This is a genomic window from Pseudomonas sp. GW821-FHT10B02 (assembly GCF_059415665.1).
In genome coordinates, this window is sequence record NZ_JBWKNR010000008.1 from 148,152 (window position 1) to 160,929 (window position 12,778).

Here is a 12,778-nt window from a genome sequence, read left to right on the forward strand (position 1 = left end):
TCGTGACGGCCGTGTTAGTTCATAAGAATGTTCAGTGCCTTATCGCACTTCTTACACTGTGAAGCTTCGCACACTGTCAGATTTATTCCACAACATCGGAAGTATCTTTCGCAAATGTTCCGGGCTTGAACTGGTCCAGAACTGTGCCTCACGCGCAGGGCCATCAGACAGCAAGCGCCGCTCGCCCAGCAGCCGTTGCAACTGGCGGGCGACGGCGGCACCGGTGTCGATAATGGCAATGGATGGCGGCACCATCTGTGCCAGCAGAGGCTTGAGGAAAGGATAATGCGTACAGCCCAGAATCAAGGTGTCGCAGCCCGCTGCAAGCAAGGGCTTCAAATAGCCCTGCAGCAAGTCACGCAGGGCCGGACTGCTCAAATCTCCCGCCTCGATGCACTCGACCAGCCCGGGGCACGGCTGAGTCACTACCTGTACATCGCTGGCAAAGCGGTCGAGCAGCGCCGCGAACTTGGCGCTCTGCAGCGTGCCGGTGGTAGCCAGCACCCCCACCACGCCACTACGGGTGGCGGCAGCAGCGGGTTTTACCGCTGGCTCCATCCCTACCAATGGCCAGTCCGGATAGTGCTCACGCAGGTCGGCTACCGCAGCGACGGTGGCGGTGTTGCAGGCGAGCACCATGGCCTTGGCGCCTTGCTCGCGGAAAAACTCGGCGACCAGGCGGCAACGCTGACGGATGAACTCAGGAGACTTCTCGCCATAGGGAATATGTCCGCAGTCGGCGACGTACAGTAGTGACTCATTGGGCAGCAAGCGCTGGATTTCTGCCAGCACCGACAAACCACCGACACCGGAATCGAAGACGCCGACCGGCGCTGCCGCCTGATCAGTCATCGTGCCCGCCACAGACACTGCACCCCGGATCACGCTTGACGCGCAACTCACGAAAGCGACTGCCCAGCGCATCGATCAGCAACAAGCGCCCAACCAGTGGCTCACCAAAACCTGCCAGAAGCTTGAGCGCTTCAAGGGCTTGCAAGCTGCCCACCAGACCTACCAGCGGACCGACGACCCCGGCTTCGCTACAGGTCAGCTCGGCTTCACTGCCATGACCATAGAGACAGTGGTAGCAGGGGCTTTCAGGGCGACGCGGATCGAACACCGACAACTGCCCTTCCAGGCGAATCGCCGCACCGCTGACCAACGGTTTGCCTTGTGCCACGCAAGTGGCATTGACCGCCTCGCGGGTGGCGAAATTGTCGGTGCAGTCGAGCACCAGGTCGACCGCCTGCACAGCGGCCGTCAGCGAATCTTCATCCAGAGCGCTACGGTGGGCAACCAGGCGCACCTCGGGATTGATCGCCTGCAAACGGTTCAACGCCGAGTCGACCTTGCTCAGCCCCACCGAGGCAGTGTCGTGCAAGACCTGACGCTGCAAATTGGTCAGGTCGACCGTGTCGAAATCCGCCAGGTGCAGTTCACCGACACCCGCCGCCGCCAGGTACAACGCCACGGGCGAACCCAGGCCACCGAGGCCGACGATCAATACCCGGCTGTCTTTGAGCCGCAGTTGCCCGTCGATATCGACCTGAGCCAGGAGGATCTGCCGGCTGTAGCGCAATAGTTCCTGATCACTCAGCACGACAGTCGCCCCAGGCTGATTCGTTCATGGCCGCCGAGATCGATGCGGCTTTCGATTTGTTCGAAGTCGTGCTGAGCCAGCAACTCGCGCACCGCTGCAGCCTGATCGTAACCGTGCTCGAGCAGCAACCAGCCACCCGGCTGCAGATGCGCAGGCGCCTGGCTGATGATCACGCGCAGGTCGTCCAGGCCATCGGCCCCCGCCACCAGCGCGCTGCTCGGTTCAAAGCGCACATCGCCCGCCACCAGGTGCGGATCTTCGGCAGCGATATACGGCGGATTGCTGATGATCAGATCAAAGCGCTCGCCCTTGAGAGCGTCGAACCAGTGGCTGCTGCGTACCTGGACATTGTTCAGTTGCAAGCGCTGGCGGTTGCGCTCGGCCAGGGCCACAGCCTCAAGCACGCGGTCCACCGCCATGACCTGCCACTGCGCCCGCTCGCTGGCCAGGGCCAGGGCAATGGCGCCGGTACCGGTGCCCAGGTCCAGCACGCGAACCGGGCTCAGCGGCAACAGCTCGAGGGCAGTCTCAACCAGCAGCTCGGTGTCCGGACGCGGAATCAGGGTATGCGGTGCGACTTCCAGGTCCAGGTTCCAGAAACCTTGCTGCCCGAGGATGTAGGCCACCGGCTCGCCGCTACGGCGGCGCTGCAGGTACTCGGCGAAGACCAGCGCCGCTTCGCTGCTGACGATCCGCTCAGGCCAGGTGTGCAGGTAACTGCGTGACTTGCCGATGGCGGCCGCCAACAGCAGCTCGACATCCAGGCGCGCGGTTGGCGAATCCGGTAGCTCCGCGGCGCGGAGCAGGCTGGCGATAATCGTCATTTACTCACCCAGTGCAGCCAGTTGGTCAGCCTGATACTCGGCCAGCAGCGGTTCGATCACCGCGTCCACGCCGCCGGCCAGGACATCATCGAGGGAATACAAGGTCAGGTTGATACGGTGATCCGTAACCCGGCCCTGTGGATAGTTGTAGGTACGAATCCGCTCGGAGCGGTCGCCCGAGCCGACCAGCAGCTTGCGCTCGCTGGCAATGGCATTCTGCGCAGCGCTGGTCTGCATGTCGTTGAGCTTGGCCGACAGCCAGGACATCGCCCTTGCACGGTTCTTGTGCTGGGAACGCTCTTCCTGACACTCGACCACAATACCTGTAGGCAAGTGGGTAATGCGCACCGCCGAGTCGGTCTTGTTGATGTGCTGACCACCGGCGCCGGAGGCACGGTAGGTATCCACGCGCAAGTCGGCCGGATTGATCTCGATCGCCACATGTTCGTCAGGCTCGGGCAGTACCGCCACGGTGCAGGCCGAGGTGTGGATACGGCCCTGGGATTCGGTTTCCGGCACACGCTGAACACGGTGGGCACCGGACTCGAACTTCAGTTTGCCATAGACATAGTCGCCCTCGACCCGGGCGATGATTTCTTTGTAGCCGCCGTGTTCGCCCTCGTTTTCCGAGAGAATTTCCAGGCGCCAGCCACGACGTTCGGCGTAGCGCGAATACATGCGGAACAGGTCGCCGGAGAAAATCGCCGCCTCGTCACCGCCGGTACCGGCGCGGATTTCCAGGAACACGTTGCGCCCGTCGTTGGGATCCTTGGGCAGCAGCATGCGCTGCAGCTGGTTCTCCAGTTCGGCCAGTTGCTCCTTGGCTTCGCGTACTTCCTCTACGGCCATTTCGCGCAGGTCGGGGTCGCTATCCTTGAGCAGCGCCTGGGCACCGGCCAGGTCGTCCTGCACCTTGCGCCACTGGGCGTAAGCCGCAGCCACGGGCTCGACTTCGGCATATTCGCGGGAATAGGCGCGAAAGCGGGTCTGGTCGGAAATGACTTCAGCATCACCCAGCAGGGCGGTCAATTCCTCGAAACGGTCCTGGAGGGTGTCCAGCTTATTGAGCAGCGACGCTTTCATTGCGGGGTTTTATCCGTCGAACCCTCATTGAGGGCAAAGAGTTCCTGAGCCATGGCCAACGCATCGAGGCGGCCTTCGGCAGAGAGCTTTTTCAGTTGCACACTGGGTGCATGGAGCAATTTGTTGGTCAGCCCGCGCGCCAGTTGCACCAGCACCTCTTCGGCGCTGCCACCATTGGCCAGCATGCGCTGGGCCTTTTGCAGTTCTTCGTCGCGCAGGCGTTCGCTCTGCTGACGGTATGCCTTGAGCACATCCACCGCCGCCAGCTCGCGCAGGCGCAGCATGAAATCTTCAGCGCCCACCGAGACCAGCTCTTCGGCGGCCTGGGCAGCGCCCTGGCGGCTCTTGAGGTTCTCGGCGACCACATCGTGCAGGTCATCGACGGTATACAGGTAGACGTCGTCCAGCTCACCGACTTCTGGCTCGATATCGCGCGGCACGGCGATATCGACCATGAAGATCGGCTTGTGCCGGCGCTGCTTCAGCGCACTTTCCACCGCACCCTTGCCGAGGATCGGCAACTGGCTGGCAGTGGAACTGATGACGATATCGCTGTTGACCAGCTCCTGCGGAATATCCGCCAGCAACACCGCATGGGCGCCAAACTGCTCGGCCAGGGTACTGGCCCGCTCCAGGGTGCGGTTGGCGACCACGATACGCCGTACGCCCTGCTCGTGCAGGTGTCGCGCCACCAGGGTGATGGTTTCGCCGGCGCCAATCAACAGCGCCTGGCTGCGACCCAGGTCGCTGAAGATCTGTTTGGCCAGGCTGACAGCGGCAAAGGCCACCGACACCGGGTTTTCGCCGATGGCGGTATCGGTGCGCACCTGTTTGGCGGCACTGAAGGTTGCCTGGAACAACCGGCCAAGCAGCGGGCCGATGGTCCCGGCTTCGCGCGCCACGGCGTAGGCAGACTTCATCTGCCCGAGAATCTGCGGCTCGCCAAGCACCAGCGAGTCGAGCCCGGACGCCACCCGCATCATGTGCCGGACCGCATCATGGTCCTCATGAATGTAGGCGCTGGCGCGCAGTTCATCGAGGCTCAGCTTATGGTATTCGGCCAGCCAGCGCAGAATGCTCTCTGCTGCCAGGTGGTCCTGCTCTATATAGAGCTCGCTGCGGTTACAGGTCGAAAGGATCGCAGCCTCACGGCTGGCGGTCAGTCGGCAGAGCTGCTGCAAGGCGTCCACCAGCTGCTCAGGTGTAAACGCCACGCGCTCGCGTACGTCTACCGAGGCAGTCTTATGGTTGATACCGAGGGCAAGAAAGGCCATGCAAGGTCGCTGATTATGACGAGAAGCCGATAATTGTCCTACTTCGCAGGTTTCAGAACAACCACCGCTCGCTATTGTCTCTATAGTCTACCTCTACCGAGACCTTCGCTTATGGGTTTGCCCCGGCGCTTGTGTCATGATGATCCGACCGCTGGTAAGCCGCCCAAATCCTCACTATGAATAGATCCTACGCGTTATTCCTTGCCTTGGCCCTGCTCCAGGGCTGCCAGACCCTGGCCCCCGACTCGACGGATGCCCAGGCGCCTGCCCTCGATGTCGCACAAAAGCCGGCGGACAAGCCGGTGGTCTATGGGTCGTTTACCCAGGAAACCGTGTACAACCTGTTGAGTGCGGAACTGGCCGGCCAGCGCAATCGCTTTGACATAGCCCTGGACAACTATGTCAGTGAGGCAATCAAAACCCAGGATCCCGGCATTTCCGAGCGCGCCTACCGCATTGCCGAATACCTCGGCGCCGATCAATCCGCCCTGGATACCGCACTGATCTGGGCGAAAAACGCTCCGGACAACCTCGATGCGCAACGCGCTGCTGCCATCCAGCTGGCACGCGGGGGCCGCTACGACGACTCCATGGTCTACATGGAGAAAGTGCTGCAGGGCAAAGGCGACACCCATTTCGATTTCCTCGCCCTGTCGGCCGCCGAAACCGACCAGGACACCCGCGACGGCCTGCAAAAGAGCTTCGATCGCCTGCTGCAGAAATACCCGGACAATGGCCAGCTGGTATTCGGCAAGGCCTTGCTTCTGCAGCAGGACGGTAATTCCCAGGCGGCACTGGACTTGCTTGAAGCGCATCCGCCCGAGGAAGGCGAGATCGCTCCGGTGCTGCTGCGCGCGCGCCTGCTGCAAAGCGTGGGCCGCGGCGAAGAAGCCCTGCCGCTGCTGCAGAAAACCATCCGCCAGAACCCGGACGACAAGCGTCTGCGCCTCACCTATGCCCGCACCCTGGTGGAACAGGATCGCCTGGACGACGCCAAAGTCGAGTTTGCCAGCCTGCTCGAGCAATACCCGGATGACGACGAGCTGCGGTACTCCCTGGCCCTGATCTGCCTGGAAACCAAGAACTGGGATGAAGCGACCGGGTACCTGCAAGAACTGATCGAGCGCGACAGTCACGTCGACTCGGCGCACCTGAACCTGGGGCGCATCCATGAAGAACGCAACCAGCCGCAGGCAGCCCTGGACGAATACGCCCAGGTCGGGCCGGGCAACGACTTTCTGCCGGCACAACTGCGCCAGGCCGACATCCTTGTGGCCAATGGCCGTAGCACAGAAGCGTCACGGCGCCTGGCGCTGGCCCGCGACACCCAGCCGGACTACGTCATCCAGCTGTACCTGATCGAAGCAGAGGCACTGGGTAACAACGACAAGGACGCCCAGGCCCTGCAAGTACTGGAACAGGCCCTGAAGCAGTACCCGGACGACAACAACCTGCTGTACACCCGCGCCATGCTGGCCGAAAAGCGCAACGACCTGGCCCAGATGGAAAAGGACCTGCGCAGCATCATTGCCCGCGAGCCGGAAAACGCCATGGCCCTCAACGCCCTGGGCTACACCCTGGCCGACCGCACCACGCGCTATGCCGAAGCCAAGGCACTGATCGACAAGGCTCACCAGATCAACCCGGACGACCCCGCGGTGCTCGACAGCCTGGGTTGGGTCAACTATCGCATGGGCAATCTCGACGAAGCCGAGCGCCTGCTGCGCCAGGCCCTGGAGCGCTTCCCCGACCACGAAGTCGCCGCGCACCTGGGCGAAGTGCTCTGGGCCAACGGCAAACGCCGCGAAGCACGCCAGATCTGGGCCAAAGCCATCGAAGCCCAACCCGACAGCCCTATCCTGCGCAAGACCGTCTTGCGCCTGACCGGTTCCGAGACTCTTTAAGCCTATGTTTTTGCGCCACTGCATCACCTTCAGCCTGATCGCCCTGCTCGCCGGTTGTGCCGGCTTCGGTTCCCGTGAAGCCCTCCAGGGCCAGGGCAGCCCGGAATTGTGGCGCGAGCACAAACAACAGCTGAGCACCCTCGACGGCTGGCAGATCAACGGCAAGGTCGGGATCCGCGCCCCCAAAGATTCCGGCAGCGGTACCCTGTTCTGGCTGCAGCGCCAGGATTACTACGACATTCGCCTGTCCGGCCCGCTGGGCCGTGGCGCCGCACGCCTGACCGGTCGCCCGGGCGGGGTTGTGCTTGAGGTTGCCAACCAGGGCCGCTTCGAAGCGAAAAGCCCGGAGGCCCTGCTCGCAGAACAGCTCGGCTGGGAATTGCCGGTATCGCACCTGGTCTGGTGGGTACGCGGCCTGCCCGCACCGGACAGCAAGAGCCAGCTGACCCTGGGCCGCGACAGCCGCCTGGCCAGCCTCAAGCAGGACGGCTGGGACGTACAGTACCTGAGCTATACCGAGCAGAACGGCTACTGGCTGCCCGAGCGCCTCAAGCTGCACGGGCAAAATATCGACGTGACCCTGGTGGTCAAGGACTGGCAGCCGCGCCAGCTGGGGCACTGATATGACCCAGCTGACCCTGCCGGCCCCGGCCAAGCTCAACCTGATGCTGCACATTCTTGGTCGCCGCGACGATGGCTACCACCTGCTGGAAACCCTCTTCCAGTTTCTCGACTACGGCGATGAGCTGTCGTTTGCCGCGCGCGAAGACGGCGAAATCCGCCTGCACAGCGATATCGAAGGCGTCCCCCATGACAGCAACCTGATCGTCAGGGCCGCCCGTAAACTGCAGGCCCTGAGCGGCTGCACACAAGGCGCCGACATCTGGCTGAAAAAAATCCTGCCCATGGGCGGCGGCATCGGCGGTGGCAGTTCGGATGCCGCCACCACCCTGCTCGGTCTCAATCACCTGTGGCAGCTTGGGTGCAGCGAAGACCAACTGGCAGAACTGGGCCTGAGCCTGGGCGCCGACGTGCCGGTTTTCGTCCGTGGCCACGCGGCATTCGCCGAAGGCGTCGGCGAGATCCTCACCCCGGCAGACCCGGAAGAACCCTGGTATGTCGTGCTGGTGCCACAAGTATTTGTAAGTACAGCAGAAATTTTTTCACATCCGCAGTTGACACGTGATTCCTTGCCCCTTAAGATGCGCCCCGTTCCCAAGGGAAACAGTCGAAATGACTGCCAACCGGTAGTAGAGCAGAGTTACCCAGAAGTACGTAACTCACTGAGTTTGCTAAGCAAATTCACTGATGCTAGGCTCACCGGAACTGGAAGTTGTGTGTTTGGGGCCTTCCCAAGCAAAGCTGAAGCTGATAAAGTTTTGGCCCTTCTTGCAGATACCCAAACAGGATTTGTAGCAAAGGGAAGCAACATTTCAATGTTGCATCGCAAGCTGCAAAGTCTGCTCTAGGAATCGAGTACAAGGTACTCGCAGCAACAAATACAGGGGCGTCGCCAAGCGGTAAGGCAGCAGGTTTTGATCCTGCCATGCGTTGGTTCGAATCCAGCCGCCCCTGCCATTTTCCTTATACTCATCCAGGTATACCCTCAGCCTTCAGGTACTGCGCGTGTCCAAGATGATGGTCTTTACGGGGAACGCTAACCCCGATCTGGCTCGGCGTGTCGTACGTCAGCTGCATATCCCTCTCGGTGACGTCTCTGTCGGTAAATTCTCCGACGGCGAAATCAGCACTGAGATCAATGAAAATGTTCGTGGTAAAGACGTTTTCATTATTCAGCCGACTTGCGCGCCAACCAACGATAATCTGATGGAACTGGTAGTGATGGCTGATGCCTTCCGCCGCTCCTCAGCGTCTCGAATCACTGCCGTGATTCCTTACTTCGGATATGCCCGCCAGGATCGCCGTCCGCGTTCGGCGCGTGTAGCTATCAGCGCCAAAGTCGTCGCTGACATGCTCACCGTCGTTGGTATCGACCGTGTTCTCACTGTCGACCTGCACGCTGACCAGATCCAGGGTTTCTTCGATATTCCGGTAGATAACATCTACGGCTCCCCCGTTCTGGTGGATGACATCGAAGACCAGCGTTTCGAGAATCTCATGATCGTGTCCCCGGACATCGGCGGCGTCGTGCGTGCACGTGCTGTTGCCAAGTCCCTGGGCGTCGATCTGGGTATCATCGACAAACGCCGTGAAAAGGCCAATCACTCCGAAGTGATGCATATCATCGGCGACGTCGAAGGACGTACCTGTATTCTCGTCGACGACATGGTCGATACCGCCGGCACCCTGTGCCATGCGGCCAAGGCCCTGAAAGAACACGGCGCTGCCAAGGTTTACGCCTACTGCACGCACCCTGTCCTGTCGGGTCGGGCGATCGAGAATATCGAGAACTCCGTGCTGGACGAACTGGTGGTTACCAATACCATCCCGTTGTCCGCAGCTGCACAAGCCTGTGACCGTATCCGTCAACTGGATATCGCACCGGTAGTTGCTGAAGCGGTTCGCCGCATCAGCAATGAAGAATCGATCAGCGCGATGTTCCGCTGAGGGTTTTGCCCTCGCGAACCTTTCGTTGACGAAAAGCGCCCCGCCCCAACACCTGTTGTTGGGGCGGGGCTTTTTTGCCCACCCCGTTTGGCGCTGGTCGCAAACGCCTGCGGGAGATGGCTATTTTGGAGATACAAAATGACTGATTTCATCCTGAACGCCCAAGCGCGTACCGACCTGGGGAAAGGTGCGAGCCGCCGCCTGCGTCGTCTCGCCTCTTCCGTTCCTGCTGTAGTTTACGGCGGTGACAAAGAGCCAGTTTCCATCACCATGCTGGCTAAAGAAGTTGCCAAGCTGTTCGAAAACGAAGCTGCTTTCAGCCACGTTATCGAGCTGAACATCGACGGCAAGAAAGAAAACGTCGTTGTCAAAGCCATGCAGCGTCACCCAGCCAAGCAGTTCATCATGCACGCTGACTTCGTCCGCGTTGTTGCTGGCCAGAAACTGACCGCTATCGTTCCGGTGCACTTCATCAACGAAGAAGCTCCGATCAAGAAAGGCGGCGAAATCTCCCACGTAGTGGCTGAGATCGAAGTTTCCTGCGAAGCCAAAGACCTGCCTGAGTTCATCGAAGTCGACCTGGCCAAAGCCGAAGTCGGCACCATCATTCACCTGTCGGACCTCAAAGCTCCGAAAGGCGTTGAGTTCGTTGCTCTGGCCCACGGTGATGACAAAGCTGTTGCCAACGTTCACGCTCCGCGTGTTGCGCCTGAAGCTGCAGAAGGCGCTGCCGAGTAATCTACTCAGCACGCCGGCGTTGATCGGGTTACAGTGCCCCGCACTGTAACCCCCAACTCCAAGGAAGAGCCCCTGACGTGACCGCCATCCAACTGATCGTCGGCCTGGGAAACCCTGGCCCCGAATACGAACAGACCCGGCATAACGCAGGGGCTCTTTTCGTAGAACGCATTGCCAGCGCCCAGCGTGTCAACCTGACCGCTGACCGCAAGTATTTCGGCCTGACGGCTAAATTCAGCCATCAGGGCAAAGACGTTCGTCTACTGATTCCGACCACCTACATGAACCGCAGCGGCCAGGCCGTTGCTGCACTGGCGAACTTTTTCCGCATCCCGCCAGATGCCATCCTGGTGGCCCACGACGAACTCGACCTGCCGCCCGGCGTCGCCAAGCTCAAGAAAGGCGGCGGCCATGGTGGGCACAACGGCCTGCGCGACATCATTGCGCAGCTCGGCAACAACCAAGACTTTCACCGTCTGCGGCTTGGCATCGGCCACCCGGGTGACAGCAGCAGGGTCTCCGGTTTCGTCCTGGGCAAGGCGCCGCGCGCCGAACAGGAAAAGCTGGACGCCAGTATCGATTTTGCCCTCGGCGTGCTGCCGGACATCCTCGCCGGCGACTGGACGCGTGCGATGAGAGAGCTGCACAGCCAGAAGGCCTGACTCCACGAAGAGGGATTCACCATGGGTTTCAATTGCGGCATCGTCGGTCTGCCCAACGTCGGCAAGTCCACCCTGTTCAACGCCTTGACCAAATCCGGTATCGCGGCTGAGAACTTCCCCTTCTGCACCATCGAGCCGAACAGCGGCATCGTACCGATGCCTGATGCGCGTCTGGATGCGCTGGCGGCCATCGTCAAGCCGAACCGCGTACTGCCGACCACCATGGAATTCGTCGACATCGCCGGCCTGGTTGCCGGTGCCTCGAAAGGTGAAGGCCTGGGCAACAAGTTCCTGGCCAACATCCGCGAAACCGACGCCATTGCTCACGTGGTGCGCTGCTTCGAAGACGAGAACGTGATTCACGTCTCCAACAGCGTCGACCCCAAGCGCGACATCGAGATCATCGACCTGGAACTGATCTTCGCCGACCTCGACAGCTGCGAGAAGCAACTGCAGAAGGTTGCGCGTAATGCCAAGGGCGGCGACAAGGATGCCCTGGCCCAGAAAGCCATCCTCGAAAAACTGATCCCGCACTTCACCGAAGGCAAGCCTGCGCGCAGCCTGATGAAGAACATGGCAGACGACGAAAAGGCACTGATCCGTGGCTTCCACCTGCTGACCAGCAAGCCGGTGATGTACATCGCCAACGTCGCTGAAGACGGCTTCGAGAACAACCCGCACCTGGACGTCGTGCGCGCCATCGCCGAAGAAGAAGGCGCCGTAGTCGTACCAGTGTGCAACAAGATCGAAGCGGAAATCGCCGAGCTCGACGAAGGCGAAGAAAAGGACATGTTCCTCGAGGCCCTGGGCCTGGAAGAGCCTGGCCTTAACCGCGTGATCCGCGCAGGTTACGGCCTGCTCAACCTGCAGACCTACTTCACTGCCGGTGTTCAGGAAGTCCGCGCCTGGACCGTGCGTGTCGGCGCCACTGCCCCTCAGGCGGCAGGCGTGATCCACACCGATTTCGAGAAAGGCTTCATCCGTGCCGAAGTAGTCGCCTATGACGACTTCATCCAGTACAAGGGTGAAGGCGGCGCGAAAGAGGCTGGCAAATGGCGTCTGGAAGGCAAGGATTACATCGTCAAGGACGGTGACGTGATGCACTTCCGCTTTAACGTCTAAGCCGCCTGCGGGTCCTGCTGGGCCCCGATGCACACAAAACCCCTTGAGGATATCCGCCTCAAGGGGTTTTTCTTTTCCATTGAGCCGCGTCAGGCCCCTCTGAGACCACCCTGTCTATACTCAGAACCACTTTCACTGATGAGGTATCGGCGCATGGCAAAGAAGAAAGAAAAAGAGCATAACGCAGAGCGTCTACCCCGCAAGGAATACGAAAAAGAACTCAAAGCCCTGCATGTCGAACTGGTCAAGCTACAACAGTGGGTGACGGCCAAGGGCTTGAAAGTCTGCATCGTCTTCGAGGGGCGTGACGGCGCCGGCAAAGGTGGCACCATCAAGGCCATCACCGAGCGTGTCAGCCCGAGGGTATTCCGCGTTGTCGCACTGCCGGCACCGACCGAGCGGGAAAAGAGCCAGATTTATGCCCAGCGCTATATTCAGCACATGCCCTCAGCTGGCGAAGTGGTGATCTTCGACCGCAGCTGGTACAACCGCGCCGGGGTCGAGCGGGTAATGGGCTTCTGCTCCGACGACCAGGCGAAAAAATTCCTGGCGGTGACCCCGCTGTTCGAAAAGATGCTGGTCGAGTCCGGCATCATCGTCATCAAGTACTGGCTGGAAGTCAGCGCCGAAGAGCAGCAACGACGCCTGGAAGAACGCATCACCGATGGTCGCAAAATCTGGAAGCTCTCCCCCATGGACCTGAAATCGTTCAGCCGCTGGGACGACTACACCCGCGCACGCGATGAGATGTTTGCTGCCACCGATTCTTCCTGGGCTCCATGGTACATGGCGCACTCTGAAGACAAACGACGGGTCCGCCTGAACATCATCAGCCACTTGCTCAAGCAGGTTCCCTACAAGGACATCACCCACGACCAGCAGATCAAGCTGCCAAAGCGCGGCAAAATCGGCAGCTACAAGAGTGCCGACTACCCGTTCCGCCTGATTCCCGAGCGTTTCTGAGCAGGATTGCAGCCCCCATCAAAGTGATGATGGGCATCTC

Annotated in this window: 13 protein-coding genes and 1 tRNA gene; 9 read left to right on the top strand and 5 right to left on the bottom strand. The window is 60.7% G+C overall.

Annotated elements, in window-relative coordinates; genetic code table 11:
• Positions 1–51: 51 nt before the first annotated feature.
• From murI to hemA, 5 genes are read right to left on the bottom strand one after another with little or no spacing between them, the layout of a single operon-like run.
• On the bottom strand, positions 52–852 hold the full coding sequence (murI, locus tag AC07OF_RS14190) for a glutamate racemase (protein ID WP_157194254.1): 801 nt from the start codon (positions 850–852) through the stop codon (positions 52–54).
• Entirely contained in the window at positions 845–1,600 is a 756-nt protein-coding gene (locus tag AC07OF_RS14195) for a molybdopterin-synthase adenylyltransferase MoeB (protein ID WP_157194256.1), read from the bottom strand. The genes murI and AC07OF_RS14195 overlap by 8 nt, the downstream gene beginning before the upstream one ends.
• Positions 1,594–2,424, bottom strand: coding sequence for a peptide chain release factor N(5)-glutamine methyltransferase (gene prmC / locus AC07OF_RS14200; protein WP_157194258.1), 831 nt, complete (start codon positions 2,422–2,424; stop codon positions 1,594–1,596). The genes AC07OF_RS14195 and prmC overlap by 7 nt, the downstream gene beginning before the upstream one ends.
• Positions 2,425–3,507, bottom strand: a complete 1,083-nt coding sequence (gene prfA / locus AC07OF_RS14205; RefSeq protein WP_038614744.1) for a peptide chain release factor 1 — start codon at positions 3,505–3,507, stop codon at positions 2,425–2,427.
• Complete coding sequence (gene hemA, locus AC07OF_RS14210; protein WP_157194260.1) at positions 3,504–4,781, bottom strand: glutamyl-tRNA reductase; 1,278 nt, start codon at positions 4,779–4,781, stop codon at positions 3,504–3,506. The genes prfA and hemA overlap by 4 nt, the downstream gene beginning before the upstream one ends.
• A 176-nt stretch (positions 4,782–4,957) precedes the next feature.
• Here hemA and AC07OF_RS14215 point away from each other — a divergent pair, with 176 nt between their 5' ends.
• The 9 genes from AC07OF_RS14215 to ppk2 all read left to right on the top strand — a co-directional run bounded on the left by AC07OF_RS14215 (position 4,958) and on the right by ppk2 (position 12,738).
• Positions 4,958–6,685 (top strand): tetratricopeptide repeat protein, encoded by a 1,728-nt coding sequence (locus AC07OF_RS14215; protein ID WP_495073023.1) that lies wholly within the window; start codon positions 4,958–4,960, stop codon positions 6,683–6,685.
• Positions 6,686–6,689: 4 nt separating this feature from the next.
• Positions 6,690–7,307: a lipoprotein insertase outer membrane protein LolB gene (gene lolB / locus AC07OF_RS14220; protein WP_476446023.1), complete on the top strand. Its 618-nt coding sequence runs from the start codon at positions 6,690–6,692 to the stop codon at positions 7,305–7,307.
• Between the two features lies 1 nt (position 7,308).
• Positions 7,309–8,154 carry a 4-(cytidine 5'-diphospho)-2-C-methyl-D-erythritol kinase gene (gene ispE, locus AC07OF_RS14225; RefSeq protein ID WP_495073024.1) on the top strand — a complete coding sequence of 282 codons (846 nt, stop codon included), beginning with the start codon at positions 7,309–7,311 and terminating at the stop codon, positions 8,152–8,154.
• 34 nt (positions 8,155–8,188) lie between these two features.
• Positions 8,189–8,263 (top strand) — tRNA-Gln (locus AC07OF_RS14230).
• A gap of 48 nt (positions 8,264–8,311) precedes the next feature.
• Positions 8,312–9,253, top strand: coding sequence for a ribose-phosphate pyrophosphokinase (locus AC07OF_RS14235; RefSeq protein ID WP_009405962.1), 942 nt, complete (start codon positions 8,312–8,314; stop codon positions 9,251–9,253).
• Positions 9,254–9,391: 138 nt separating this feature from the next.
• Positions 9,392–9,991, top strand: a complete 600-nt coding sequence (locus tag AC07OF_RS14240; protein WP_157194267.1) for a 50S ribosomal protein L25/general stress protein Ctc — start codon at positions 9,392–9,394, stop codon at positions 9,989–9,991.
• 77 nt (positions 9,992–10,068) lie between these two features.
• Positions 10,069–10,653, top strand: a complete 585-nt coding sequence (gene pth, locus AC07OF_RS14245) for an aminoacyl-tRNA hydrolase (protein WP_038614756.1) — start codon at positions 10,069–10,071, stop codon at positions 10,651–10,653.
• A 21-nt stretch (positions 10,654–10,674) separates the two neighbouring features.
• Positions 10,675–11,775, top strand: a complete 1,101-nt coding sequence (gene ychF, locus AC07OF_RS14250) for a redox-regulated ATPase YchF (RefSeq protein ID WP_157194269.1) — start codon at positions 10,675–10,677, stop codon at positions 11,773–11,775.
• Positions 11,776–11,928: 153 nt separating this feature from the next.
• Complete coding sequence (gene ppk2 / locus AC07OF_RS14255; RefSeq protein ID WP_157194271.1) at positions 11,929–12,738, top strand: polyphosphate kinase 2; 810 nt, start codon at positions 11,929–11,931, stop codon at positions 12,736–12,738.
• Positions 12,739–12,778: the final 40 nt, after the last annotated feature.